Below are 25,620 nucleotides of genomic sequence, written 5' to 3' on the forward strand. Positions count from 1 at the left end.
GCTCCGGATGCTCTCGCACCGAGTGACTGCGCCGGCCGCATTCGGTCAACATCGCCGTCCGGTGTTCGGACGCCTCGTGACTGAACGAAAAAACTCCAGATAGGCCCTGGCGGCAGGTACCAGCCCGAACGGCGTTGCGGCCCGCCGCAATACCTCGCGATCCAGGTCCCCGGCGGCGAGCCGGGTGAGTTCGGCGTCGATGGCGGCGGCCAGGGCGGCGGGGTTGCCGATCGGGACCAAGGGACCGAGTTGCCCGTTCCGGAGCAGGTCGCGCACGCCCCCGGTGCAGTCGGTGGCGACCACGGGGGTGCCCAGAGCCATGGCCTCGACCAAGGCGTTGGGCAGACCCTCCCGCCGTGAAGACAGCACCAGCAGGTCGGCGCGGGCGAGCAAGGGGAAGGGATCGGCGACGAATCCGGGCAGCTCCAGTCGCGCGTCGATCGCCAGTCGGCGGGCGAGCGCGGTGAGGCGCGCGCGTTCCTTGCCCTCGCCGATGATCAGCAGTCGCGCCTGCGGCTGCTCCAGGCGCGCGAAGGCGCGCAGCAGGGTCGCAAAGTCCTTCACCTTGCGCAGTCCGCCCAGGGCGATGATGACGGGCGGGCGTCCGGCGCCCCGTGGTGCGGTCAGCCAGGGGTGGGTGCAGGGGGCGGCGGCCAGGGCTTCGAGGTCGTCCGGGCAGATGGGATTGTTCAGCACCGCGATCGGCACGTCCGTCACCCCGAAGGTCCGCCGCAGATCGTCGGCGACCGCGTGCGAGACCGCGGTGAGGCCGTCCAGCCGCCGGTAACAGGTACGGATGCGGCGGGTCTCGCTCAGGGTCTTGAAGGGGTTCCAGCGGTGCGCGGAGAAGCGTCCGGACATCAGGGTCCCCACCGCGGCCACCAGCCGGGGGCCGCCCCCGGCCGCGGGCGGCAGCGCATCGCGGGCGGCCAGGGCCGCCAGGTCGTCCTTGAGTTTGCCGGTGACCAGCCAATCCGGGCGCTCGCGGGCCATGAAGTCGCGCAGGAACTCCACGCGCGGCGCGGTGACAGGCAGAATGCGGATAGCCGGGTCCAGGTCCTGCAGATAGGCATGCCGCGGGTCCCCGACCAGGAACCAGGTCTCGACCCCGAGGCGGGCGAGTCCGCGGGCGAGGTTGGTGAAGTTGCGTTCGACCCCGCCGTCCTCGAAGTCGCTCGCCACCAGCGCGATGCGCTCAATCCCCATGGTGGCCGAGCACGTCGGGGCCGAGCATCAGCCGCAGGTAGAGGTCGGCATTGCGCTGGGCCTCATAGCGCTCGCCGCCCTGGCGCAGGGTCGCGGCCGGGAGCGGGTCGGCGAGTGTGGCGGCCAGCGCGGCGGCCAGGGCTTGCGGGTCGCGGGGCGGGACCAGTGGACCGAGCCGCCCGTGCTGGAGGATTTCGCCCGGACCGGCGCCGCATTCGGTGCTGACCACGGGGGTGCCGAGCGCCAGGGCCTCGATCAGCACCGTGGGCAGGGCGTCCCAGAACGAGGACAGGACCACCAGGTTCGCCCGCTGCAGGAAGGGGTAGGGGTTGGACGCCCAGCCGGGCATATCGACCGCTTCGGTGAGCCCCAGCGCGGCGCGTGCGGATTCGATCTCGGGGCGCAGCCGGCCGTCGCCGATGATCAGCAGCCGGCAGTCACGCTGTTGGCGTAACCGGGCGAAGGCGTCCAGCAGAGTGGGCAAGTCCTTCTCGTACTCGAGTCGGCCGGCGAAGACCAGGACCGGAATCTCCCGCTGCGCGCGGTCGTCGCGGAACCAGGGGTGGTCGATCGGTGCCTGCGCCAGTGCCGGCATTTCCGGCGTCACGATCGGATTGGGGATGGTGGTTACCGGTGCCCCCGCGCCCAGCAGGGTGCGCAGGTCTTGCGCGGTATCTTCCGAGATGGCGACGATGCCCTGATTGCGGCGGTAGTAGCGCTGGAATTCGGCGCGGCGGCGGTGGCCCTTGATGCCCTTGAGGTGGTCCAGCTTGACACTCATGCGCCCATGCACGGTGACAAAGACCGGGGTGTGGGTGCCGGCCAGGCGGGCGGCTTTGAGCGTGAACACATCCTCGCGAATGCGATGGGTGAGGATGGCCGCCGGTCGGCGGCGGTGCAGATAAAGGGCCATGGCCGGCACCCGGCTCCAGGGTGTCATCCGCCCCATCTGGACCAATCGCACCCCGGGGTCGGTCGCCTCGGGGATGGGGTCAGGGGCGGCGGTGACCAGCAGGTCCGTCGGGAAGCCGCGCGCGACAAAGCCGTTGGCCAGCCGGGCGGCGATCTTGGCGGTGCTGCCGCCGTCGAAGGGACCGCAGTAGATGGCCAGTGTTGGTTGCTCAGTCATGCGCCGGCTCCGCGCCGTCAGCCTGCCGTACCCGCCCCAACTGAAAGCTGTAAAGCACTCCCAGGAACAGAATGCAGAAGAACCGCAGGTCCAGATTGACGACGCGGAAGTCGTACAGACAATAGAGCAGCAGCATGATGCCGCCCAAGGTCAGGAAGGCGCGCAGGTCCGGGGCCGCGCGCGGGTCCGACCAGAGGCCGCGGTAGGCGCGCAGCAGCACCCACAGCAGCAGGGTCGCGATCAGTACGCCGACCAGACCGAAGCGCGTCAGGATCTCCATCGCCACGCTGTGCAGGTGCGAGGCCGCCGGTGCGTTGGCCAGTTGATAGGCGTCGACCGCGACCACCCGCTCCGGGACCAGGAACTCGGTGGTACTGGTGCCGGGACCGAAACCCAGCAGCGGCTGCTGGGCGAAGGTCTGGAACCCCACCTTGATCAGGTTGAGGCGGATCGTCACGGACCCGGTGTAGCTCAGTTCCTCCTGGCTGCCGACCGTGATGGCTTGCCAGTCCTCGACCTGACGGTGCTTGGTCACCCACAGCAGCGCTCCCGCCAGCGCGATGGCGAGTGCCGCGGCGGCGAGCGCGAGACGCAACTGGCGCGGTGATTGTTGGCCGCGGCGCCGCGCTTCACGGCGCCGAATGATGGCATAGAGCACCCCCGCCAGCGCCAGGCTCATCGCCGCGCCGCGCGACTGGGTGACCACCAGCACGAACAGCGACAGAACGATACCCAGCGACCAGAATATCCAGCCGGCGCCGGGACGCGCGCGCCCGCCGATGCGCAGCCCCGTGATGCGTGGGCAAAAGAGCACGAGCCCCACCAGCACGACCGAGGCAAGGAACGCCAGTCCCAGCGCGGCAAAGCCGAAGTCGTAGCGCATCCCACCCAGGATTTCGGGCAGTAGCGACCAGTCGCTCTTGCGCAGCACGCCGCAGGCCAACCCCAGGGCCGCGGCACCCAGCACCGGCCAGATCCGGGTCGGGTCGCGGCGCAGCCACCAGGCGATGACGAAGAACAGCAAGGGTGCGCTCCAGGCCGAGATCGCCCGCCATTGATCGGTCGCGATGGCGGGAAAGATCCAGGCGGCGCGCACGGCCAGCAGGCTGGTCACCAGCACGACGGCGAGCAGCAGCAGGAAGGCCGGCTCCCGGCGCAGGTGGCGCCACTGGCCGGGGATCTCCGTCAGGAATAAGGCGACCAGCAAGGCCAGCGCGACATTGGCCGGTCCGGTAATCGACCAGGCGGTGAAAGCAAAGATCAGGAGCAGGCCCCGTGCGATGACGGGTTTACTCAGGATGGGTCTTGATGTGCGTTCAGTTGCGTTCATTGGCGGACGACTGCTCGGTTTCGATCGGCGCGGACCCTGGTTTGCGCGGCACCAGCGCGCGCACCCAGCGGGACCAGGCGCGCGGGGTCCAGGGGCGCAAGGCCAGCGCGCGGGTGTGCCATGATAAGGCTTCACGGCGGCGGCCTTCGCGGGCGAGCAAGAGTCCCAGTTCCGAGCAGCGGGCGGCAAGCTTCTTGTGCGCGGCCGGCAGGTAGGGTGCCAGGCCGGGATCAGCGGACCAGCGCGGATGGCGGGCGATGCGCGCGAGTGCGGCCTCCTGGACCGCGACGCTCTCTTGTAGCAGGGCGATGCGCCCGTGGGAGAGATTGGCCCCATGCCAACAATAGTCGATCAGGACCTCCGGTACCGCCGCGACCGGGAAGGCCTCCACGAGCCGCAGCCACAGGTCCCAGTCGCCCGCCAGGTGATAGGCCGGATCGAAGACTCCGATCTGCTCCAGCGCGCAGCGGCGCACGAGCACGGTGGACGCGGCCATCATGTTGACCCGCAGCAGCCGGCCCAGCGCATCGGTGTGGTCGCTGGGGACCTGGAGCGGGTTGTGCCGCTCCGCAAGCTCGTGCCCCTGAGCGTCGACCCCGCGGGTGTCGGTGTAACAGAGCCCGAGCCGCGCATCGGCAGCGTAGCAGGCGAGCTGGCGCTCCAGCTTGCCCGGCCGCCAGGCGTCGTCCTGGTCCAGCAGGCCGATGAACTCGCTGTCGCACGCCGCGATGGCCGCATTGCGGGTCGCCTGGGTGTTACCGTTGGCGACCTGGATCAGGCGCACCGGCGGACCGAAAGATTCGACAATGGCGGCTGAGCCGTCATGGCTGCCGTCATCCGCCACCACGATCTCCAGATCGCGGTCGCCTTGGGCGAGCACGCTGTTGATCGCCGTGCGGATGAAGGCTTCGCCGTTGTGACAGGGGATGATGGCAGCTACGCGGGGCATCGGTGTAACCTCATGGCATCCAGATAGGCGTCGGTGGCGGCCTCGATCGCGTAGGGCCGGGCGGCCGCGTGCAACCGGGCGGCCGGGAGGGGTGCGTCCAGTGTGTCGAGCATGGCCTGCGCCAGCGCGGCCGCATCGTCCACCGGCACCAGCGGGCCGTAACGGCCATTCTGAAGCACTTCGCGCGGGCCGCTCGGGCAATCGGTCGCGACCGCCGGGGTGCCCACCGCCAGCGCCTCGATCAGCACGAAACCCAGCCCCTCCCAGCGCGAGGTGAAGGCAAACAGATCGGCATGCGCCATGAAGGCATAGGGTTGCGGCACGTAGCCCGGCAGCGCGAAGTCCTGGGCGACCCCCAACTCGGTCGCCAGCGCGAGCAGGGCGGCCCGCTCTCCGCCGCGCCCCAGAATCATCAGCCGGCACGGACGCTGGGACCGGACCCGGGCAAAGGCGCGCAGGAGGGTATCGAAGCCCTTGCGGTGGCACAATTCTCCGGCACTCAGGATCAAGGGCGCCGCCGGGTCACCGAGCCAGGGATGGTCCGGGCGCGGCAGATCGGCGGTGAACAACGATTCCGGCACCACGGGCGAGGGCACGACCCGAATCAGCGCGCGCGCGAGCCCGGTATAGGCCGCCATGTCATCGGCGACCCCGGCGCTGGTGACGATCACCTGATCGGCGAATGGATAAAGCCGGCCCATGGAATTGCGTTGCACCCAGCGCTCCAGGGGCCCGCGGGTGGCCAGATCGATGGAGATCGTCGTGCCCGAGCTGAAGACCAGACGGGTCGGCAGCGGCGTCCCGATCCGCGCCAGGGTGCGGGCGAACAGGGCGGTCCGATTCACCCGATCCTTATCCGAGAGCAACACCGCCGGGCGTTCGCGCCGCAGGTAACCGACGAGCGCGGGCAGGCAGCCATAGGTATGACGGGAGCCCAGGTCGATCACCCGCACGCCCGGCGGAATCTCCGGCAGGTGCGGCCCGTGACGGCGCACCTTGAGCAGATCGACCTGATAACCGCGCCGGGCCAGTGCCGGAATCAGGTGCTGCGCCGCCCGATCGACACCGCTGTGACCGGAGGTGGAAAAGAAACAGGCGATGTTCATGCTCGCATCCGTGCGTGTGCCATCGCGTGTGCGCTCAGTGATGTCGCGAAGCGCCTGAAGCTCAACTCAGGATTGGGCTCAGTGTATTTCCCGTGCTGACCAGCGCTCGCGTCCGAGAGTATCAAGCAAGCAGAATTATAGAGGCGCTCCCTGACGAGTCGCTCGCAGAAGATCTCGTAACGTCGGGCGTAGGATGCCCCATTAAATTCCTCAAAGACTTTGAAATGCGGTTCGTTCACTTTAACCGGTGATGTGGAGTTGGGGCAATCCTCAAGCAACATGAGCCAGCCAATCCAGGGTGGAGCAGAAGGCGCGAACTTTCCTTCCCGATAGGCGGTCAGCAAGTCAGTTGAATTGCCTATTGCTTCTTCAACGCGGTTATTGAAGTTGTTACCGAAAGATGGGCCGACATGCGCTTTGAACTCTATCGATGCCACTAAATCACCGGCGTCCACGACGACGATATCCCAGTTCTTGGTGGGTCTGAAAAAGCCTGGTAGGGTGGTTTCTTTTGTGTGAATCGAAGCCTTAGGAAGCCCGGATTCCTCCAGAATCTGTGCAAGTAGAGATACGAACCCGTCGAGATGTTTCCCGCCGGTTACGGCACTGCGGTTTCCGGTATCCTTCTTGCCGGTTACGGCCCCCTGGTTCGTCGTTTGCTGGGTCCTGAAACGCCAGAAATGGCAAATGGCATCCGAAAGGCGATTACTATAATCCATGGTCTACCTATAATTTTTTCACTTCAATCGTGGCGCTTGAGAATAGCGATTGAGTCGCCCCGCGAATGCGCTGTTCGGCCATTTCAAAATAGTGAGGGTCGATCTCGACTCCGATCGAGTGTCTGCCCCATTTTGCGGCCGCGACAGCGGTAGTGCCTGTTCCCATGAAGGGGTCCAGCACGGTATCTCCGACAAACGAGAACATTCGAATCAAGCGCTCCGCCAGTCCCTCCGGGTAGGGTGCCGGATGGTTCCGGGTCGAAGCTCCGGTTAATCCGGACCAGATGGATTGAAACCATTGTTTATGGTTCTCGCCGGAAATCACCGACAGGACACGCGTGGCAACAGTTGGCTTGCGATATCCGCCGGGCTTCCGCTCCATCAGAATAAACTCGATATCGTTCTTGATGACCGCATTCGGCTCGAATGGTTTTCCCAGAAATCCTCCACCATTGCCGGTCGCTTCAAAAACAGCGTTCGCAATCTTGTGCCAGATAATCGGCGACAGATTGTCGTATCCAATCACGCGGCAATGCTCCTGGATCGAGGCATGGAGTGGAACGACGGTGTGTCTGCCGTCATTCTTGCGCCGCGAGAGACAAACATCGCCGACGACACACACGAGGCGCCCGCCAGGGACCAGTGCGCGAAAGCAATGGCTCCATACCTTATCGAGTTCCCGTAGAAATGTCTCGTAGTCTTCAATTTCCCCGAGCTGATGCTCGTGGTCCCGGTACTTCTTCAAAGTCCAATAGGGTGGAGACGTCACAATCAGATGTATCGATTGGTCGGGGAGAAACGACAGGGTGCGGGAGTCGCCGTGCACCAATCGGTGCGTTGTTGGCAATTCTTGAATAGCCGACTCGATCTGCCGGAGTAAGTCCACATCCTTCGCAATGCGAGGAATGTCGGTCTGCGGATTCTCCAGATTGGCAACGGCCGGCGGCAAAAACTGCTGGTGATCGATGGCAGCGGTCATGATACGACAAGAATGCCTATACTGTCTTCATCTGTATTCATTTGTGGGTAGGTCTCCCGGCTCGTGAAATAAGTCATTGAAAGATCGGTTCAGCAAACAAGAAATCTTGGCGGTGGTCATCATTCCGATCAGCGTGGTGACCGCGATGACGTTGGTCCGCACAGCGGACCCTACACCCACTCCAACGGATCTTCCTCAGGCCCCGGCTTGAGCCCCGGCTCTTCGATGAATAACCGGTGCCAGATGGCGAACTGCATGAGCCCGAAGAGTTCCCGGGCGCCGCCCCGGCCGGCCTGTCGCGCGGCGACCAGGGTGGGGATGGCGGCGGGTTCGAACCACTCGCGGATGCCGCGGTTGGCGATCAGCCGTTCGCCCAGGCGGCGCGTCAGATCACCCGTCAGCCAGTCGCCCACCGGGACATGGAAGCCGCGTTTTGGCCGTTCCAAATGGCCGGGCGGCAGCAGCGGTGCGGCCCACTGTTTCAGCAGCCACTTGCCCTGGTGACGCCGCACCTTGAGCGGGTCCGGCAGGGACAGGCCGAATTCGACGACACGGTGGTCGAGGAAGGGCACACGCCCCTCCAGCCCAAAGGCCATCAGCATCCGGTCGGTTTTGACCAGCAGGTTGTCGGGCAGGGCGGTGACCAGGTCGGTGTACTGGCGGCGCTGCATGTCGGACCAGGCCGGCGGGGTCTCCTGCCAGGCCGCGACGAAGGGCGCGCGATCCGCCCCTGGTGCCCCGTGCAGGGCCGGACCCATCACCCGCCGGGACCAGCGGCCCGACCACTGGCCGCGGGTGCGGAAGCCGCCGCTGCCGGGGTGCAGCACTGACTTGAACCAGCGTTCCAGGGGGCGCGGGTGGTAACGGCGGTAACCGGCGAAGGCCTCGTCGCCGCCCTCGCCGGAGAACACCACCTTGAGTTCGGCGGCCGCGGTCTGGGCGAGGATGGCGGTGGGCAGGCTGGCGTAATCGCGCATCAGTTCATCTGCTGCCCACACGGTCAGCGGGAGACGGGCGAAGACCTGCTCCAGGGTCAGTTCCAGCGGGCTGTGGTCGAACCCGAAGTGGGCCGCCACCCGTGCCGCCTCGGTGAGTTCATGGGCCATGGCGGTGCCGCGATAGCCCACCGAAAAGGAGCGAATGCGTCCGGCCCCGTGCTGATGAAGCAGCGCCGCCAACACTGCCGAGTCCACCCCGCCGGAGAGAAAGAGCCCGAAGGGCACGTCGGAGCGCATGTGCTCGTGCATGGCCGCATGCATCAGCCCATCGAGTTCCGCGCGCGCCGTGTCGGCGTCGATGGTCCGCGGGGTGACGTCCAGGGCCGACCAGTAACGGTGCCGCTCGATGCGCAGGTCCGGGTGGATGATCAGGGCTTCGCCGGGCAGGACCCGGTGGATGCCGTGCAGCAGGGTGTCCTCCCCGCCGGCGAACTGGTTTTGCAGGAAGCGGCGCAGTGCCCCCGGGTCGACCTCGGGCCGCCCCGGCAGGACCGGCAGCAGGGCCTTGATCTCGGAAGCGAAGGCGACCCGATCCGACAGCCGCGCATAGAACAGCGGTTTGATGCCGAGCCGGTCGCGTCCGAGGATCAGGCATCCCGTGCGGGCGTCGTGCAGGGCGAAGGCGTACATGCCGCGCAGTTGGCTGAGGAAGTCGAGCCCATGGACCGCATAGGCATGCAAAATGGTCTCGGAGTCGGAGTCGGTGAGGAGTTGTCGCCCCTGGCGACGCAGATCGGCATTCAACTCGAGATAGTTGTAGACCTCCCCGTTGGCCGCCAGGGCCAGGGATCCATCGGCCGCGACCATGGGCTGATGCCCGGTCGCGAGTCCGATGATCGAGAGTCGGGTCTGGGCCAGTCCGACCGGTCCGGCACAGTAGATACCGCGATCGTCCGGTCCGCGGTGGGCCAGCACGGCGGCCATGGTGCGCAACTGGTCCGGGTCCGGGGTCAGTCCGGCGCGCATCAGCAAGCCGGTTATGCCGCACATGGGCGCGTCCTCGTCGGTCCGTTCACGGCGCCGTCCCGCGAGGACCGCTCTCGTCCAGCACGACGCCGTTCTTGGTTTCCAGGATCAGTTGCGGCACGGTGGCACCCAAGGGGTGGATGCGGATGTCACCGAGCGCGGTCCGGACCTCGATACGCTCCCAGTCCGTCGGGTCGATGCCGACGGTGAGCGTGGTGTCTTTCTCGGTGAAGAGGCCGGTGTGGGTGACGGTGTAGGTGATAGTGTCGTCCGTACGGTCGAGGGCGCCCAGGACGCGACTACTCGGCAGACCAAAGCCCCGGCCCTTGAGTCGGATGGAGGCCGCCGCGGCCGTGTCGCCGAGGGGGAACAGGGTCAGGTTCGCGGCGTCCGCGGCCAGGCGCAGGGTTCGCGGCCCAGGTGCCGCCGCCAGGGTCTGGACTTCCAGATTCCGTGTTTCCTGAACGGGGGTGGAGAGCAGCACGCCGAACAGCATGGCCGCCGCGGCGAGCCCATAGGCACCCACTGTCAAGGCCGGATAGCGCAGCGGACGCGGCGCCGCCGGCGGACGTCCGACTGCCGCGGCCTCCCGTTGCGGAATGCGCAATACCAGATAATAGAGCGCGAAGGCGACACCATAGGCGAGCACCGCGGACCAGATGACGTCCGACAGGAAGTGATCCCCGGCGCTCATCCGACCGATCCCCAGCAGGGTTCCCAGGACCATTGAGGAAAGCAGTGCGGCCAGGGCGAGCCGCGGCCGGCGACGCTGCCAGATCATGTAGAAGACCCCGAGCAGATAACCCACCGAGCTGTGTCCGCAGGGGAATGACTTGCCCTTGCCCTCGGCGGTGCGCGCCAGCGGCGGAACATACGCCTGGGTGCCGCCCAGGGCGAGTGTCTGATGCGGGCGGGGCCGGCCCCAGTGGTCTTTGAAGACGCCATTGATGATCAGACCCGGACCGAGCAGGGTCGCGGCCAGGATCAAGGTCGCGTAGATCTGCAGCCGTCGCAACCGCGGCCAGATCCGGGCAGCCCCGATGGTCAGCAGGCTGCCGATCAACAAGAGCCCGGCGATCAGGGGAGAGGCCTGGTAGAGCAACACCCAGAACCAGCGGCCGGACTCCCACCAGGGGTCTTCGGCGGCGGGATGGTAAAACAACGCGGCGGCCCGGGTGTCCAGGTCGGTCCACCAAAAGGGCAGAGTACCGACCAGGGCCAGCAGCACCAGGACGATGAGTTGAGCGGGCCAGGAGCGGCGCGGGGTCGCGAATGTTTGCACGGAATCTTTGCTCGGGGGCGGGCGGGATGGCGGAGGACAGGCGCGAGGGTAGCCGTCCGGCACCGGAATCTCAATTAGCAGATGATTGGCGCGTCAGTGGCGCTGCGAACAACCGGGTGATTTCGGCAAGTCATCCTTGGTACGCATTGCCGCAGGAATGCTTCCGATCGTCCCGGCCGACGAGCGGTCAGGGAAGGCGGGCGGGCCTTGATCGTAATCCCGGCCGGCGGCCTGCGTAGTCAGGGCTTCCAGCCCTGACGGTGTCAGGCCAGGATGGCCTGACTACGCACCAGGCGAGCCCAAGTGACCGGGATCTTGATCGAGGCCGTTGGGCGGGGTTCAGGACGCGCCGCCGCGCAGCCAGCGGCGGATTTCCGGTAGATGGCGACGGCTCACCGGGAGGCGTTCCGGGCAGTCACGCAGGTGGACCTCGAGGTTGCCGTGGGCATCCTTGTCAAGCGCGCTCAGCCGGGAGCGCGCCACCAGCGCGTTGCGGTGGATGCGCACGAACAGGTCCTGGAATTCGTCCTCCAGTGACTTCAGGGATTCATCTACCAGAAGTTCGCCACCGATATGGTGAACCGTCACGTACTTGTGTTGGGCCTGCAAATAGAGGATGTCGTCGAGCGGGACTGTTTGCAGTCCGCCCCGATAGTGAGCGCTGAGCGAGTGTCGACGTCCTTGGTGCGCCTCGTCGCGGGTGATCAGCGCGGCCTGTTGGGGTCGGGTGGGGATGCGCGCCCGCTCCAATGCCTCCTGCAGTCGCTCACGTCGTACCGGTTTGACCAGGTAGTCGTCGACCCGATGCTCGAAGGCCGCCAGGGCGTACTGTTCATACGCGGTGACCAGGATGATCGCCGGCGGCGGTTCGAGCCGAGCGATCTGCTCGGCTGCTTCCAGGCCATTGATACCAGGCATCTGTACGTCCAGGAGCACGACATCCACGGGCTTGGTGCAGCACAGCTCCACCGCCTCGATCCCATCGCTTGCCTCGCCCACCACTGCGTAGTCGCCAGGCAATTCCGCGAGCATGCGTGCCAACCGCTCCCGTGCCGGAGCTTCATCATCGACGACCAGGATGTTCATTTGCGTTGCCAGGGATAGGGGAATACCAAACGGACCTGATAATCACCTTCGATTCGCGAGACGATCACCCGTGCCTCACCCTCGAACATCGCGTCCATGCGTTGCTTGACGTTATCCAGCGCGATATGGTTTCCGCCCGTGTGGCGTTCGCCCGGCTCGTCTTCGTCCGGCAGGCTGTTGCGGATGCTGACATTCACCTGCGCGCGGCGATAGCGCCCGCTGATCCGGATCAGCCCGGGCCGGCGTGATGCCGCGATTCCGTGATAAACCGCATTCTCCACCAAGGGTTGAAGGATCAAGGGGGGCAGCATCGCGTCGCCCGGCAGGTCTTCGACGTCCCATACGACCTGGAGTCGGTCGCCGAGTCGCTGCTTTTCGATATTGAGATACCGATAGGACAATTCGAGTTCCTTGGCCAGGGTCGAGGCCGAGTTCGCGTTCGCGAGGGTGGCGCGGAACAGGTCGGCCAGGTCCTGTACGACCTCCTCGGCCACCCGCGGGTTGGTCTGCGTCAGGTTGGCGATGGTGTTCATGCTGTTGAATAGAAAGTGGGGTCGGATCCGTGCCTGGAGCTTTTGAAAGCGGGCTTCCGCCTCCGCCTCGACTTGCAGCCGCCACATGTGATGAAGATAAAGATAGCGCAGTAACATCCCCCCGAGGATTGCGCTGATGCCCAGGCCGCGGCCGAGGGTCGCGACGAGCCCCTCGTCCGGGAAGACGTGAATCCGCAGTGTCTCTTGCGGAAATGCATACGCGCCCCAGGTCACCAGGGCGGCAACGGCCATCAGCATCAGCCAGGCCAGCAGCGCCGCGGTGCGATCCCCGACCCGCCTCAGTACCGGGCGCAAGCCGCAGAGCGCACCGCAGGCGAGTAACGAGAAGATCAGCATGAACAGTGACATGGGGCCCAGGCGTCCCCAGACCTCGGCGACCCGGCAGTGGGATGCCAAGACCAGGCTGATGCCGAGCAATTGGGTGGCCAGAACCACACCGACGGTCATGTCCAGCCGACAGAAATCGGGCGAAAACCCGCGGTGTGGCGGGGGTGGTTCGACATCATCAAAAGGGTTTTGCACGCCTTCCGGTCCAGCCCCGACGGGGCGCATGTAGAATGCCTCATTTCCCACCGGTCGGACTTCTCGATGCACGAGCCAAGCCACAACTCCAGCGCCGGGGCCGCAAAGCCCTGGGCCGGGCGTTTTAACGCCCCTACCGATGCCTTTGTCGAAGCGTTCACCGCCTCGGTTGACTTCGATCGCCGTCTCTATCGTTACGACATCCAGGGCTCCATTGCCCACGCCACCATGCTGGCCCGGCAAGGCATCCTGGGCCAGGCCGAGTGCGACCAGATCGTCACTGGTCTCGAGGCCGTGCGGGCGCGGATCGATGCCGGCGCGTTCACCTGGTCGATTCCCCTGGAAGACGTCCACATGAACGTGGAAACCGCGCTCACCGAGGCGATCGGCGACGCCGGCAAACGCCTGCATACCGGCCGCTCACGCAACGACCAGGTCGCTACCGACGTGCGGCTGTGGCTGCGCGACGAGATCGACCTGATCCGGATCGCCATCGCCCGCCTGCAGGCGGCCCTGCTGACGCTGGCCGAGCGTGAGGCGGATACCGTCATGCCCGGCTTCACCCACCTCCAGGTGGCCCAGCCGATCACCTTCGGCCATCACATGATGGCCTGGTTCGAGATGCTGGAACGTGACCGCGCCCGGCTGGCCGATTGCCGCGGTCGCGTCAACGTCATGCCGCTCGGAGCGGCCGCGCTGGCCGGCACCACGTACCCCATCGACCGTCACCTGACCGCCCGACTGCTGGGCTTCGACCACCCGGCCGAGAACTCACTGGACGCCGTGTCGGATCGCGACTTTGCCATTGAGTTTACCGCCGCCGCGGCCATCCTGATGATGCACCTGTCGCGTTTTTCAGAGGAACTGATCCTCTGGGCCTCCGCGCAGTTCGCTTTTGTGGACCTGTCCGACAGTTTTTGTACCGGCTCCTCGATCATGCCCCAGAAAAAGAACCCGGACGTGCCGGAGCTGGTGCGTGGCAAGAGTGGGCGGATCTTCGGCCACCTGATGGGCCTCCTGACGCTGATGAAGGGTCAGCCGCTGGCCTATAACAAGGACAATCAGGAGGACAAGGAGCCGCTGTTCGACACGGTCGACAACCTCAAGGGCTGTCTCAAGGTGTATGCCGAGATGATGGGGCAGGTCACGTGCAGACGCGAGCGGATGCGCACGGCCGCGGCCCAAGGTTTCAGCACCGCCACCGACCTCGCGGACTATCTGGTGCGCAAGGGCATCCCCTTTCGCGACGCCCACGAGATCGTCGGCAAGGCGGTGGCGCTGGGGGTGCGCGAGGGGCGTGACCTGGCCGAGCTGACCATTGATGAATTGCGGGGATTCTCCGAGCGCATCGAACCCGATGTCTATGCCGTGCTGACCCTCGAAGGGTCGGTCGCCGCCCGCGATCATTTGGGCGGCACGGCGCCCGCCCAAGTGCGTGCCGCAATTGGCCGCGCCCGGTTGCGGCTGGCCGAGGGCTGAGGGTCATGGATTGTCTGGACGATCTGAACGCCCGCCTGGTCCGCTTCGCCCAAGAGCGCGACTGGGAGCAATTCCATTCGCCCAAGAATCTGTCGATGGCGCTGGCGGGGGAGGTCGGTGAGTTGCTGGAACATTTCCAATGGCTCACCCAGGAGCAAAGCCGGACGCTCAGTCCGGAGAAAAAAGAGCAGGTGGCGCAGGAACTGGCCGACTGCCTGATCTACATCCTGCGTCTCTGCGAGCGTCTGGACATCGACCCCATCGCCGCCGCTTACCGCAAGATCGCCATCAACGAGCAGCGCTATCCGGCGGACCGGGTGCGCGGGGATGCGCGGCGGGCGGGGGAGTATCATGACTGATCCGTCGTGCAATCCGCTTGTTGAGTCAGCCGACCGCAGGTACGATCGACCGCACGGCGGCGGACCCGGCGCCCGGCGCTGCTCGTTTCGGTCTACAGTCTGGTCTTATCGGGTTAAACGGCGATGAAATATTATTTTGGGGCGGTTTGTGTGCTCTTCGGCGCCTGGTTGGTTTATCGGGCGCTGGCCCATCGCAAGGCGGTGCTCGGCGCGCGCGAACGCGTCGGGGGCGTCCCGCGCGAGCGACCGGTCTCACGGCAATTGCAGGGGTTGCAGTCGCTGCGTGCGGGTTTGGCGCCGCTCTTTGTGCTGGGTGTCCTCCTGGCCGGTATCGCCTTGTCCATCCTGTGGTTCGTCATCGATCAGCAGGGGCTCTTCTCGGTTGTCGACATCCTGGGCTTCCTGGTGGCGATCTTTGCCTATGCCTACTCGATGTTCGTGCGCCTGCGGTACAGCAATCTGGGTTTGGATCTGAGTCCGGCGGATTGAGGCCGGACAGCAGGGCAGACTTGGGTTCGGGTGACGGCACAGCGTGGCCGTCCGGACCCCGGCCTGCCTTGCTTCCCGACCCCCTAAGCGCCGCGCTGATGTCCTCATGAACGCATCGGCAAGACCCGCGGGTTTACGCGGCTGCGCCCGAAGTCGGCACGCCGGGCGGCGGCCGATCCTCGCAGTGAGTCTGGCGCTGGTCGTCGGCGCGGCCGATGCAGGCAGCGCCGAAGCCGACGATGACCGGGATCTCCAGGACCTGCTGGCACTGCTGGACGATCAGACCCAGTTGGCGACCAAGACCGGCATGAATGCGGATTTCATTCCGGGGATGGCCACGGTACTGTCGGGTGACGATCTGCTGGCGCGGGGGGTGCGGACGGTCTGGGAGGCCCTGGCCCTGGTCCCCGGCTTCAGCCAGGGCCTGGAGGCGACCGGGGAGCGGCAGGTGTTGAGTCGTGGCGTGGGCTTTGGCTATGCCTCGGGTGACATCAAGATTCTGCTCGATGGCGTTTCCATGAACACCAGTCTCATGGCGACCGCCAACCCGGTGCTCAATATCCCCATCGAGCAGGTGGAGCGGATCGAGGTGATCCGCGGCCCCGGCGCGTCGGTCTACGGTGAATATGCCTATGCCGGGGTGATCAATGTCATCACCCGGCGGCAGGAGCGCACCCTGCATGTCCAGGCCGATCAGGGGGCGACGGCTGGCGGCGGCGGCATCTGGTATTGGCAGGATCCCGCGCGGGACCTGACCTTGTCACTGAACGCGACCGGCCTCACCGGGGACGGCGGAGCGGTCCGGGTGGCGCAGGACGCCTTGTATGGCGTCGGCCGTTCGACCCTGTCCCAGGCCCCTGGCCCGGCCAACGACGCGCATCGCTATGGCGGTCTGTTTGCCGAGTTGCGGTGGCAGGGCACCTTCGCCACGCTCAAGCTGCTGGATGACGCCTACGGGGATCAGTTCGGGATCAACCACTTCCTGCCGCCGGCTGATCAGGGTTTGGTCACCCATCAGCGCGATCTGGCCATCGAGATCGGACGGGATCTGCGCTTTTCCGACACGCTGAGTGCCCGCGTCCGTCTGGAGGGTTTGCAATACGAGCGGGAACGCGACGGGCTCTATGTCTTTCCCGCGGGCTACTTTGCCGAGCAGCCGATCTTTATGAATCAGCGGTACCGCGAGACGCGTTACCTTGGCGCGGCGGATCTGCACTGGCGGCCGGAGCCCCGCCATGACCTGCTGTTCGGTCTGGAAGCCAGCCGGATCGACATCCATGACGCGTCCTGGGACTGGTCCGCGTTGCCCTTCCCGATCGCCGCCACCTGGTTGGACGCGACGCGGGAGCGGCGGATCCTGAGCGGGATCATTCAGGATGTGTTCCGCGCCGGCGAGAATGTCACGCTCACCGGCAGCCTGCGCTACGATGACTACAGCGATCTGGATGCTTACCTGAGCCCCCGGTTGGCCGCGGTCTGGCGACTCGATTCCAGGAACATCCTCAAGTTTCAATACGCGCGGGCGTTCCGCCCCCCGACGTTCTACGAACTGGAATACCCCAGCCGGGAGCCGCTGGTCGCGAGCGAGATCGCCACTTATGAGTTGGGCTACATCCTGAAGCAGCCCACTTGGGAGACGCGCCTGATTCTTTTTCATTCCGACCTGACCGAGCCTATCAGCTTCGATTACGCCGGATTGAACGGCTACGTCAATAACCCCGATGCCCATCTGTCCGGGATCGAACTGGAGTACCAGCAGCGGCTGAGCGCTCGCGTGAAGATCGATGCCAATCTCTCCTACGTGGATGCGGCCTGGACCGGTACCGGCACGGCGCTCCCCGGGGGCACCGATCTGCTTGGAAACTTTGCACTGCTGTGGCGGATGGCGGACGACTGGACGGCGGCCCTGCAACTGCGTTATGTCGGCGAGCGCAGCCGGGTGGAGTCCGACCCGCGCGAATCGCTGGCGGGCTATGGATCACTGGATCTGACGCTCAATTACCGTCGGGCGGGCGCCGGGCCATTCCTCTCGGTCGGTGTCAAGAATCTGACCGACGCGGACCAGCGCTTCCCGGATATTCCTACTCGGGTTGGGGATGTGGATCTGGTCTATCCCCAGGATTATCCGCAGCCTGGGCGCCGTTGGTGGCTGTCGGCGGGCTACACTTTCTGATGCTCTGGGCGTGCCTGAAACCGTCGTTACGTGCTCATGTCAGTGTCTGGTCGCTGGTCTGTTGCGGACTCTGCATCCTGGCTTGGGCACAGGCGGGTTGGGCGGCGGATCCCACCCTGTTGCAGGAGGATGAACAGCGCCTGCGGGTCGGATTGAAGATCTTTCCCGCGGTCCTCGGCGCCATGGAATTACTTGATTCCCGAGCTGCCGCGGATGGAACCCTCCAAGTGCTGGTGGTCTACCAGGGGTCCGCCGCGGATGCCCGTGAGGCCGTTCTTGGACTGGAAGCGGTCGGCGAGGTGCGGGGGCGCAGATTACGCGTCAAGGCACTGTCCGCCGGCGCGCTCGACCAGTATCCCGCGACCGGGGTGGGCGGGATTTTCGTCACCAGTGTCGCGGTCGGTGGTGCCCGTCTGCGGGACTGGTCGGAGCGTCTGCAGACCCTGGTGTTCTCACCCTTCGCCGGGGACCTGGAGGCCGGCGCGGTGGCTGGGCTTTATGTGGCCGATCGGGTTTTGCCCCACATCAATGTGCCGCAGGCGCGGCGGGCGGGGGTCCGGTTCAAACCCTTCTTCCTGAAGGTGGCCCGAACCTATGAGTAACATGGGCTCTACCGGCAGCGGGACGCTCCGCTTCGAGGGACACCTGGCGCTGATCTTCGCCTTGCTCGGGGTGTTGCTCACCGGGGTGATCACCGCGCATTGGCTGCTGGTCATCGAGCCCCTGCTGCGGGCGGACGCAGCCAGTCGCTCTCATGCGCTGGCGCAGGCCGAGAGTCGGAATCTGGAGCGCTTGTTCATCAACGAGCACGCTGACCAGGCGGGCCTGGAGACCGAACTGCGGGCCACGTTGGGCTCCATCCTGCTGATCAAAGACCCCGCGACCGGGACGCCCTTTATCCGCCGGATCGACCTGCTCCTTGACTACGACGTGATCGACGCGCCCCCGGGGAGCCTGGATATCAGCGCCGGCGCCGCGGCCTGCGAGGCTTGTTTCATTGCCGAAGTTCCGCTTTATCACCCGCACAGTCATCAATTGATCGGGCTTGCGACCTTTCATTCCAGCCCCGAGTTCCTGCAGCGCCTGATCGATAACGTCAGGATCAGGCTGCTGTGGATCGGCTTGGCCAGCCTGGGCTTGATCGGCGTTGCCGGGGTCGGAACCCGCCACCTGTTGCACCGATTGGAGGCCGTCGAAGATGAACTGCGCCAGGCCGCTCTGACCGATTCACTGACCGGGATCGCCAACCGGCGGGCGCTGTTTGAACGGCTCACCGCGGAACTTGAGCGGGCCCAACGCTACCCTGACCAGCCATGCTCCATCATCCTGATCGATCTGGACCACTTCAAGGTGATCAACGATAGCTTTGGACATGCGATGGGCGATGAGGTCCTGATCAAGGTTGCCGCGACCTTGCTGCGGGTCGGCCGCAAGGCGGATTTGGTCGGTCGCTACGGGGGCGAAGAGTTTCTGGTGATCCTTCCCCATACCGACCGGCGCGGGGCGATGAACCTGGCCGAGCGGGTGCGGATCGCGGTCAAGACCCTGACCTGGGCCGACCCCCGGGTGCGTTTGACCGTCAGCGGGGGCATCTGTGAAGCCCAAGGGGAAACGGCGGATGCGTTGATCGAGGCCGCGGACCGCAAGCTTTACTTGGCCAAGGCGGCGGGGCGTGATCGGATGGAGGATTAGGTGATTTCCGACAATTTGGATACCGGTCAGTGTAGGTGCGACTTCAGTCGCACCTACATCCGAGCCGATGGTGGATGGTATCCGATGTTCCGGAAATTACTTTATAGCCTTCGGACGTGATAACCGGACGTAGGGGCGGGTTTCAAACCCGCCCCTACACGAAGGTCTGTCTGGATATCAGGTGCGAACGCTATATACCCATCGTTGTTGGTTTTTCGTTTCTCGTAACTCGATGTTCGATAGTCCTTAACGAAAAACGAAAAACCGAAAACGCAAAACCGTTCCGTATAGTACCGGCGCGGTTCAGCCCGGGTCCTCGCCCCAGCGACGTCCGATCTGGTGTTCCACCCGCAGGTGGTCCAGTACGCGGGCAACCATGAAGTCGATGATCTCCTCGATCCGGGTCGGGTTGAAGTAAAAGCCGGGGTTGGCCGGCATGATCACGGCCCCGGCGCGGGCGAGCCGCAGCATGTTCTCCAGGTGGGTCACGGAGAAAGGGGTCTCGCGCACCACCAGGATCAGCTTGCGCCCCTCCTTCAGGGTCACATCCGCCGCCCGGTCGATCAGGTCGGTGGAGAACCCGGCCGCGATCTTGGCCAGGGTCCCGGTGGTGCAGGGGCACACCACCATGGCGTCCGGCGGATTGCTGCCGCTGGCCACGGGGGCGGTCCATTCCTGGCGGCCGAAGACCCGCAGTTGGCCCGGTTGAGCCTGGAAGTGGTGGATGAAGAACGCCTCCGCCTCCTTTGGCCTGGCCGGGGCATTGAGTCCGGCCTCCATCTGCATGACGACTTGACCGGCCTGCGAGACCAGCAGGTAGACGCGGTGCCCGGTGCGCACCAGGGCCTCGACGAGCCGCAAGCCATACTGAACACCGGAGGCGCCGGTGATGGCGACGGTAATGGTCTGGGGCCAGCGTTCAGGCAATTGTCTTGGCTCCGCAAAGGTGCAGGATGGTATTAGTCATTGTCTTGGGAGCCGTTTATAGCATTCGGACGTGATAACCGGACGTAGGGGCGGGTTTCAAACCCGCCCCTACACCAAAGGTCTGTCTGGATATCAGGTACGAAGGCTATACTATTTAAATCATTTAGGTGATTTCCGGAACACCGGATTCCACCCACCATCGGCTCGGATGTCGATGCGACTTCAGTCGCACCAATTCGGACGCAGGTGCGACTGAAGTCGCACCTACACTGACCGGTATCCAAATTGTCGGAAATCGCCTAGGTATCCCAACTGCGCATGCTTGCAAGAACCGTAGGGGTTTTAGGGGCGACTAAAGTCGCCCCTACACGTTGGTACATTTTTTCCCGGAAATCACCTTATCCGTCGGATCGAGCCCCGAGCGCATCCAGCAGCTTCTGATGGATGCCCCCGAACCCCCCATTGCTCATGACCAGGACCTGATCGCCGTCGGCCGCCTCCGCGGCCACCCGCGCCACGATGGCGTCCACGCGGTCGAAGACTGCCGCCCGTTCGCCCAACCCGGCGAAGACGCGCGCCGCATCCCACCCCAGATCCTGGGGTGCGTGGACATAGACCAGGTCCGCATCCGCCAGTGAGGCGGCCAGTTCCGCGTTGTGCACGCCGAGCCGCATGGTATTGGAGCGCGGTTCCAGCACGGCGAGGATGCGCGCCGTGCCGACCTGGCGGCGCAGCCCCTGGAGGGTGGTGGCGATGGCGGTCGGGTGGTGAGCAAAGTCGTCGAAGACGCGCACGCCGCGGGCTTGGCCGCGCAGTTCCATGCGGCGTTTGACTCCTTTGAAACGTCCGAGCGCGTCGATGCCGACCCCGACCGGCACGCCGGCATGGCGGGCGGCGGCCAGCACCGCCAGGGCGTTGCTGACATTGTGCAGCCCGGTCTGACCCCACTGGACAGCGCTCTGCGGGACGCCATCCAGCAGAACCTCGAAGTGGGACCCGTCGGCAGCGATGAGACGGGCGTTCCAACCCTGGTCGCCGGCGGGTGAGATTTCGAAGGTCTCGCGCGGCGTCCAGCAGCCCATTGCCAGCATCTGGTCCATGGCCGGTTCGTTGGTAGGGTGGATGAGCAGCCCGGCGCCGGGGACGGTGCGCACCAGATGGTGGAATTGACGTTGGATCTGGGCCAAATCGTCGAAGATGTCGGCGTGATCGAATTCCAGATTGTTCAGGATCGCCGTGCGCGGCCGGTAGTGGACGAACTTGGAGCGCTTGTCGAAAAAGGCGGTGTCATATTCGTCCGCCTCGACCACGAAGAAGGGCGCTGAACCCAGGCGGGCCGAAACCCCGAAGTCCAGGGGGACCCCGCCGATCAGGAACCCAGGGTCGAGCCCCGCGTCCTCCAGCACCCAGGCCAGCATGCTCGCCGTCGTCGTCTTGCCGTGGGTGCCGGCCACCGCGAGCACCCAGCGCCCGGTGAGCAGATTGTCGCGCAGCCAGTCCGGGCCGGAACAATAGGGCAAGCCCCGATCCAGCATGGATTCGACCACGGGGATACCGCGGCGCATGGCGTTGCCGACCACCACCACATCCGGGGCTGGATCCAGGTGCGTGGCGGCATAGCCTTCCATCAGGGTGATGCCGGCCGCCTCGAGCTGCGTGCTCATGGGCGGATAGACCTGGGCATCGGAGCCGGTGACCCGATGCCCCTGGGCGCGGGCGAGCAGTGCGATGCCGCCCATGAAGGTGCCGCAGATCCCGAGGATGTGCAGGTGCATAGCGATCTGTCCTCATTCGTAGCGAGTCAGAAATAAGTGAAAAAACGCATACAATCGTTGTCGTTGTCGTAGTCCGATAAGCGATTCGGCCTTGATCGTAATCCCCGCCAGCGGTGTGCGTAGTCAGGGCTTCCAGCCCTGACGGTGTCAGGCCAGGATGGCCTGACTACGCACCCGGCGAGCCGGAACACGCACGGGACCAACGCATACCCGCAGGGATCATCGACCGAACTCGATTACGACAACGACCGAGACGTCACTCAGGCGCCGCCCAGGAAAGCCCCAATCAGCAGGACGGCCGAAATCTCGAAGATGATGGCCACGGCCACGCCCTGGCCCAGGCTGATTCCGAAGGTGTGCCGGACGATGTGACCGGTCACCACCATGCTCCAGGCGACCAGGGTGAGCAGGAGGAAGGCACCCAGGGCCGCGACATTGGACTCCTCACCGCCCTGCGGATTCAGGGACAGCGGCAGTACGGCGAGGAAGCCGATCAGGGCACCGCTGCCGAGCAGGGCGGTGGCGGATTGGATGAAACGCCCCGGATGACCGGTAAAGTACAGACCGGCATAGAGCAGCCCGAGGGTCAGTGCGAGTTCGGCGATCCCCTGCACCAGGCCGAGACCCAGGCTCAGACCCGAGACCAGGCCCACCAGCAGCCCGGCACCGAGATCGGTGACCAGGGTGACCCAGAACAGGACCGGGGCGGCAGGCAGATCCTGGGGGCCCCGGCGCAGCAGGCACAGTTCAACAAAAAAAGTAATCAGGGCCTGCACGGCGGCGTCCTTCGGCGAAACGATACAACCATCATAACCCGGCTCGATCGTCCCTGGCTCACACAGTACCGCGGCGGCCGATCAAGAGGCCCGCGCCGACCAGCCCCAAGGCGAGTAAGAGTGCCGGCCAGTTGCCGAACCGGACAAAGGGGGTGGCACCGGCCCGCGGCTGCACCTGCGCACTGGCGGTGCCGCGAACGAAGATCGGGACCTGATTGAGCACGCGACCGCGCCAGTCGATGATGGCCGAGACCCCGGTGTTGGTCGCGCGCACCATGGGCCGGCCGCCCTCCAGGGTGCGCATACGGGCCATCTCCAGATGCTGATGGGGCGCCAGCGAGTCGCCGAACCAGGCATCGTTGCTGACGTTGATCAGGAACCCGGCGTCCGGCAGGGCCTGGGCGACCTCGGCGGGAAAGACGTCCTCGTAACAGATCGAGGCCCCGGCAGTCCACTGGCCGACGCGCAGCAGGGGACGCGGGGCGGTGCCCGCGCTGAAGTCCGACATCGGGATCTCGAACAGTGTGATCAGCGGGCCGAGCCAGGCGCCGAACGGCAGGAACTCGCCGAAGGGCACCAGATGACGCTTAGTATAAAGATCCTCGACGCTGCCGATGCTGACCAGCCCGTTGTAGTAACGCTCGGCCTCCAGGTCCAGCACCGGAATGCCGAGCACGATCTCGGTTCCGGTCTCGCGCGCCCGCTCGGCCAGCGGATCGAGCAGCGGGTCCCGGGCCTCATGCAGGAAGTTCGGGATGGCCGTCTCGGGCCACAGGATCAGGTCCGAGTCCAGGTGCGGCAGGGTCAGGTCGACATAGGTCTCCATGATGCCGATCCGGGCCTCCGGTTCCCACTTGATCGCCTGCGGGATGTTCGCCTGGATCACGGTCGCCTGGAAGGGCGCGCCTACCGATTCTGTCCAGTTGATTTGCTGCACGGCAAGCCCGCCCAGCCAGAGTGCCGCGAGACCCGCCCCGGCCGCCGCCCGCGCACGCCAGTCCCACCGGATCAGGCCCCACAGGAGTCCGCCCGAGAGGGCCGTGAGCAGGCTCAGGCCGTAGACGCCGAGGATGGGCGCGTAACCGGCGAGCGGGCCATCGATCTGTGTGTAACCGAGATTGAGCCAGGGAAACCCGGTGAAGAGCCAGCCGCGCAGCCATTCGAAGAGCACATAGAGACCCGGCAGCAGGAGCACGGGGACGGTCCAGGCCGGACCGCGGTGCAGGGCGCGGGTGAGCCAGCCGACCAGCCCATAATAGAGCGCCATCAGCGCGATGAAGAGCGCCATCAGCAGATTGGCGGCCCAGGCGTCCATGTTGCCGAATTCGTTCAGGCTGATGCGGATCCAGAAGACCCCGAAGCCCAGCAGGCCGAGGCCGAAGGCATAACCGCGCAGGAACCCGGCGCGGGCCGACCCCTGCGCCAGTGTCGCGCTGAACAGCGCAGCCGCGATGACCGCGACCGGAAAGAACGCGAAGGGCGCAAAGCCCAGGACCGCGATGGCCCCGGCGCTGAGGGCAAGGAGCAGGGGCAGAGACGCGGCAAGGCGCCCTGGTCGCGCGAGGTTTGGGTACATCGTGAGAGGCCGTCCTGGGGCTGGGTGAAGACCGGCGCCGTTCTAACAGCCGCGGGCGGTCTGGTCAAATCAACAAACGCCGCATGCCGGGTTTGCCGCGGCCCGATCGGATCGTGCCCGCGGTGGGCGGGCCGATTCCAGGCACCGCGGCTAAGGAAACAGCATTGAGTACGTCCTCCAAGGTCTGGGCGTCGAGGACCCGGTCAGCCCAGGATTCAAGTTCGGCTTCCCCGGCCTGTTCCAGGCGTTGCTCGGCCCAGGACGGTAATGGTCCGAAGCGGCGCGCCAGTTGTCGGCGCAGCACGTTGGCCTCGCCTTCGTGCCGACCCTCCTGCCGGCCCTGCTGGAGACCCTGCTGGAGACCCTGCTGTTTCCACTCCTCGGTCCAAGTCTTGACCCGTTCGGCTACATGGCCTGCATCTCCTGTAATTCGATGACATGGGGGATGTCTGCACCCGGAACCCGCGCCGGCAGCAGGACCCGTTTGAGCCACGCCACGAAGGCCCGCCGCAAGGCGGCCTGCTCCGGGGCCGCAAGCCAGTCGACGAGACTCGCCACGACCCGTTCGATATCCTCCGGTGCACGGCTGTTCTCCAGCCTGAACAGCGCGGCGGCGACATTGCGCAGGTCCGCCAGCTCGGCGTCGGCGTAGCGGCGCTCTTCCAGCAGGAGATACCGGATTTGCGGCTGCCAGTGACGCAGGTGCTCCGGCAGGTCCGGCTCGATCAGGTCGGCCAGGCTGGTCTTGGCCGTCCAGGCATCCTGGCCATTGTAGAGCACAATGGGCAGCACCGGCGGGAGGGGACCACCCGCCGGGAACTCTCCCGCGGCGGCCAGATCCTGGTACAGCAGTCCAACGTAGGTGAGCAGCCGCACCGCCATCAGGCGGTCGACGGTGGACTGGAATTCCAGTAGCAGATACACATAGAGCCAGCGTTCGCCCCAGCGCAGGCGCCAGATGATGTCGTCTTCGCGTTCGCGCAAGTCGTGGCTGACGCCGATCTCGCGGACCCGCTCCAGGGTGTCGAAGTCCAGCCCCGCCACCCAGTCCTCACGCACGAATCCGCGGACCAGATCAGCGACCATCTCGCGATGGGAGAACAGGAGTTTGTAAGACTGATCGTGCTCGGCCATAGAGCGATTATGGACTCCGGAACGCCGCGCGGGGTAGCGGATTCGCCGTCGCGGTGACGTACCCTGCGAATCGCAGGTATTGCCGATCAGTGGGCAGTAACCGACCCACTGCTGACGCTCAGTCCGCAGACCTGAGCGGCAGGTTTGGACGCAAAGCGGACTGTCGCGGCGACTAGGTCCTGACCCACACGTGGCGCACGCGATCCACGCCCGCCGCTTATGGGAACGCATCGAGACCGAGCAACGTCGCTCCATCCCGTTGATCCGACGGCGACTTGGGCATAGTCTTGGCGTTCTTCGTCGCTGGTTGAGGCGGCAATATGGCCACCTAACCCACTAACCGCCTAACCTTCTGACGAAGAATTAGGATATTTCGAGTACTGGCCGGTCGGGCCAGAATATCGGGACCGCTCG

General features: G+C 65.5%; 21 protein-coding genes and 1 pseudogene. 6 read left to right on the forward strand and 16 right to left on the reverse strand.

Going from position 1 to position 25,620, the window contains the following annotated elements:
* Positions 1–45 precede the first annotated feature (45 nt).
* From A39O_RS33985 to A39O_RS34000, 11 genes are all read right to left on the reverse strand, one after another.
* Entirely contained in the window at positions 46–1,206 is a 1,161-nt protein-coding gene (locus tag A39O_RS33985) for a glycosyltransferase (protein WP_020505976.1), read from the reverse strand.
* Positions 1,196–2,335 carry a glycosyltransferase gene (locus A39O_RS33990; protein ID WP_020505977.1) on the reverse strand — a complete coding sequence of 380 codons (1,140 nt, stop codon included), beginning with the start codon at positions 2,333–2,335 and terminating at the stop codon, positions 1,196–1,198. The genes A39O_RS33985 and A39O_RS33990 overlap by 11 nt, the downstream gene beginning before the upstream one ends.
* Positions 2,328–3,665 (reverse strand): O-antigen ligase family protein, encoded by a 1,338-nt coding sequence (locus A39O_RS0117560; protein WP_020505978.1) that lies wholly within the window; start codon positions 3,663–3,665, stop codon positions 2,328–2,330. Before A39O_RS0117560 ends, A39O_RS33990 begins: the two co-directional genes overlap by 8 nt.
* The gene (locus A39O_RS36775; protein WP_020505979.1) at positions 3,652–4,614 is read right to left on the reverse strand and encodes a glycosyltransferase family 2 protein; all 963 of its coding nucleotides are present in this window, start codon (positions 4,612–4,614) and stop codon (positions 3,652–3,654) included. The genes A39O_RS0117560 and A39O_RS36775 overlap by 14 nt, the downstream gene beginning before the upstream one ends.
* Positions 4,602–5,720 carry a glycosyltransferase gene (locus A39O_RS0117570; protein WP_020505980.1) on the reverse strand — a complete coding sequence of 373 codons (1,119 nt, stop codon included), beginning with the start codon at positions 5,718–5,720 and terminating at the stop codon, positions 4,602–4,604. Before A39O_RS0117570 ends, A39O_RS36775 begins: the two co-directional genes overlap by 13 nt.
* Positions 5,717–6,439, reverse strand: coding sequence for a PaeR7I family type II restriction endonuclease (locus A39O_RS0117575; protein WP_020505981.1), 723 nt, complete (start codon positions 6,437–6,439; stop codon positions 5,717–5,719). The genes A39O_RS0117570 and A39O_RS0117575 overlap by 4 nt, the downstream gene beginning before the upstream one ends.
* A 7-nt stretch (positions 6,440–6,446) precedes the next feature.
* Positions 6,447–7,418 (reverse strand): DNA-methyltransferase, encoded by a 972-nt coding sequence (locus tag A39O_RS0117580; RefSeq protein ID WP_020505982.1) that lies wholly within the window; start codon positions 7,416–7,418, stop codon positions 6,447–6,449.
* Positions 7,419–7,588: 170 nt separating this feature from the next.
* Positions 7,589–9,406, reverse strand: coding sequence for an asparagine synthase (glutamine-hydrolyzing) (gene asnB, locus A39O_RS0117585; RefSeq protein ID WP_020505983.1), 1,818 nt, complete (start codon positions 9,404–9,406; stop codon positions 7,589–7,591).
* A gap of 22 nt (positions 9,407–9,428) precedes the next feature.
* On the reverse strand, positions 9,429–10,664 hold the full coding sequence (locus A39O_RS0117590) for a phosphatase PAP2 family protein (protein WP_020505984.1): 1,236 nt from the start codon (positions 10,662–10,664) through the stop codon (positions 9,429–9,431).
* A 339-nt stretch (positions 10,665–11,003) separates the two neighbouring features.
* On the reverse strand, positions 11,004–11,750 hold the full coding sequence (locus A39O_RS0117595; RefSeq protein WP_020505985.1) for a LytR/AlgR family response regulator transcription factor: 747 nt from the start codon (positions 11,748–11,750) through the stop codon (positions 11,004–11,006).
* Positions 11,747–12,826, reverse strand: coding sequence for a sensor histidine kinase (locus A39O_RS34000; RefSeq protein ID WP_051088845.1), 1,080 nt, complete (start codon positions 12,824–12,826; stop codon positions 11,747–11,749). The genes A39O_RS0117595 and A39O_RS34000 overlap by 4 nt, the downstream gene beginning before the upstream one ends.
* A 66-nt stretch (positions 12,827–12,892) precedes the next feature.
* On the opposite strand from A39O_RS34000, the gene argH reads away from it, so the two are divergent.
* The 6 genes from argH (at position 12,893) to A39O_RS0117630 (ending at position 19,018) form a co-directional block, all read left to right on the forward strand.
* Entirely contained in the window at positions 12,893–14,305 is a 1,413-nt protein-coding gene (gene argH / locus A39O_RS0117605) for an argininosuccinate lyase (RefSeq protein WP_020505987.1), read from the forward strand.
* 5 nt (positions 14,306–14,310) lie between these two features.
* Positions 14,311–14,664, forward strand: a complete 354-nt coding sequence (locus A39O_RS0117610) for a nucleotide pyrophosphohydrolase (RefSeq protein WP_020505988.1) — start codon at positions 14,311–14,313, stop codon at positions 14,662–14,664.
* Positions 14,665–14,787: 123 nt separating this feature from the next.
* Positions 14,788–15,153 carry a hypothetical protein gene (locus A39O_RS0117615; protein WP_020505989.1) on the forward strand — a complete coding sequence of 122 codons (366 nt, stop codon included), beginning with the start codon at positions 14,788–14,790 and terminating at the stop codon, positions 15,151–15,153.
* 106 nt (positions 15,154–15,259) lie between these two features.
* Entirely contained in the window at positions 15,260–17,326 is a 2,067-nt protein-coding gene (locus A39O_RS0117620; protein WP_083924750.1) for a TonB-dependent receptor plug domain-containing protein, read from the forward strand.
* Positions 17,326–17,928, forward strand: a complete 603-nt coding sequence (locus A39O_RS0117625) for a YfiR family protein (RefSeq protein ID WP_020505991.1) — start codon at positions 17,326–17,328, stop codon at positions 17,926–17,928. Before A39O_RS0117620 ends, A39O_RS0117625 begins: the two co-directional genes overlap by 1 nt.
* Positions 17,921–19,018, forward strand: coding sequence for a GGDEF domain-containing protein (locus tag A39O_RS0117630; protein WP_083924751.1), 1,098 nt, complete (start codon positions 17,921–17,923; stop codon positions 19,016–19,018). The genes A39O_RS0117625 and A39O_RS0117630 overlap by 8 nt, the downstream gene beginning before the upstream one ends.
* A gap of 303 nt (positions 19,019–19,321) precedes the next feature.
* Here the strand turns inward: A39O_RS0117630 and A39O_RS0117635 are convergent, their stop codons facing one another.
* The 5 genes and pseudogenes from A39O_RS0117635 to A39O_RS34005 all read right to left on the reverse strand — a co-directional run.
* Positions 19,322–19,945 carry a flavin prenyltransferase UbiX gene (locus A39O_RS0117635; RefSeq protein WP_020505993.1) on the reverse strand — a complete coding sequence of 208 codons (624 nt, stop codon included), beginning with the start codon at positions 19,943–19,945 and terminating at the stop codon, positions 19,322–19,324.
* A 398-nt stretch (positions 19,946–20,343) separates the two neighbouring features.
* Complete coding sequence (mpl, locus tag A39O_RS0117640) at positions 20,344–21,720, reverse strand: UDP-N-acetylmuramate:L-alanyl-gamma-D-glutamyl-meso-diaminopimelate ligase (protein WP_020505994.1); 1,377 nt, start codon at positions 21,718–21,720, stop codon at positions 20,344–20,346.
* 260 nt (positions 21,721–21,980) lie between these two features.
* Entirely contained in the window at positions 21,981–22,496 is a 516-nt protein-coding gene (locus A39O_RS0117645) for a hypothetical protein (protein ID WP_020505995.1), read from the reverse strand.
* 58 nt (positions 22,497–22,554) lie between these two features.
* A complete protein-coding gene (gene lnt, locus A39O_RS0117650) occupies positions 22,555–24,072 on the reverse strand; it encodes an apolipoprotein N-acyltransferase (protein ID WP_020505996.1) in 1,518 nt (505 codons plus the stop codon).
* Between the two features lie 166 nt (positions 24,073–24,238).
* Positions 24,239–25,206, reverse strand: a pseudogene (locus A39O_RS34005) (Rpn family recombination-promoting nuclease/putative transposase); the annotation flags it as partial.
* Between the last annotated feature and the right edge of the window lie 414 nt (positions 25,207–25,620).

It is taken from the genome of Lamprocystis purpurea DSM 4197 (assembly GCF_000379525.1).
Taxonomy (GTDB): Bacteria; Pseudomonadota; Gammaproteobacteria; order Chromatiales; family Chromatiaceae; genus Thiodictyon; species Thiodictyon purpureum.

What these genes read in the sequence shown, in the direction of transcription:
- A39O_RS33985 (WP_020505976.1), bottom strand. Translation starts at nt 1,206, where the DNA reads ATGGGGATTGAGCGCATCGCGCTGGTGGCGAGCGACTTCGAGGACGGC.
- A39O_RS33990 (WP_020505977.1), bottom strand. Translation starts at nt 2,335, where the DNA reads ATGACTGAGCAACCAACACTGGCCATCTACTGCGGTCCCTTCGACGGC.
- A39O_RS0117560 (WP_020505978.1), bottom strand. Translation starts at nt 3,665, where the DNA reads ATGAACGCAACTGAACGCACATCAAGACCCATCCTGAGTAAACCCGTC.
- A39O_RS36775 (WP_020505979.1), bottom strand. Translation starts at nt 4,614, where the DNA reads ATGCCCCGCGTAGCTGCCATCATCCCCTGTCACAACGGCGAAGCCTTC.
- A39O_RS0117570 (WP_020505980.1), bottom strand. Translation starts at nt 5,720, where the DNA reads ATGAACATCGCCTGTTTCTTTTCCACCTCCGGTCACAGCGGTGTCGAT.
- A39O_RS0117575 (WP_020505981.1), bottom strand. Translation starts at nt 6,439, where the DNA reads ATGGATTATAGTAATCGCCTTTCGGATGCCATTTGCCATTTCTGGCGT.
- A39O_RS0117580 (WP_020505982.1), bottom strand. Translation starts at nt 7,418, where the DNA reads ATGACCGCTGCCATCGATCACCAGCAGTTTTTGCCGCCGGCCGTTGCC.
- asnB (WP_020505983.1), bottom strand. Translation starts at nt 9,406, where the DNA reads ATGTGCGGCATAACCGGCTTGCTGATGCGCGCCGGACTGACCCCGGAC.
- A39O_RS0117595 (WP_020505985.1), bottom strand. Translation starts at nt 11,750, where the DNA reads ATGAACATCCTGGTCGTCGATGATGAAGCTCCGGCACGGGAGCGGTTG.
- argH (WP_020505987.1), top strand. Translation starts at nt 12,893, where the DNA reads ATGCACGAGCCAAGCCACAACTCCAGCGCCGGGGCCGCAAAGCCCTGG.
- A39O_RS0117610 (WP_020505988.1), top strand. Translation starts at nt 14,311, where the DNA reads ATGGATTGTCTGGACGATCTGAACGCCCGCCTGGTCCGCTTCGCCCAA.
- A39O_RS0117615 (WP_020505989.1), top strand. Translation starts at nt 14,788, where the DNA reads ATGAAATATTATTTTGGGGCGGTTTGTGTGCTCTTCGGCGCCTGGTTG.
- A39O_RS0117620 (WP_083924750.1), top strand. Translation starts at nt 15,260, where the DNA reads ATGAACGCATCGGCAAGACCCGCGGGTTTACGCGGCTGCGCCCGAAGT.
- A39O_RS0117625 (WP_020505991.1), top strand. Translation starts at nt 17,326, where the DNA reads ATGCTCTGGGCGTGCCTGAAACCGTCGTTACGTGCTCATGTCAGTGTC.
- A39O_RS0117630 (WP_083924751.1), top strand. Translation starts at nt 17,921, where the DNA reads ATGAGTAACATGGGCTCTACCGGCAGCGGGACGCTCCGCTTCGAGGGA.
- mpl (WP_020505994.1), bottom strand. Translation starts at nt 21,720, where the DNA reads ATGCACCTGCACATCCTCGGGATCTGCGGCACCTTCATGGGCGGCATC.
- lnt (WP_020505996.1), bottom strand. Translation starts at nt 24,072, where the DNA reads ATGTACCCAAACCTCGCGCGACCAGGGCGCCTTGCCGCGTCTCTGCCC.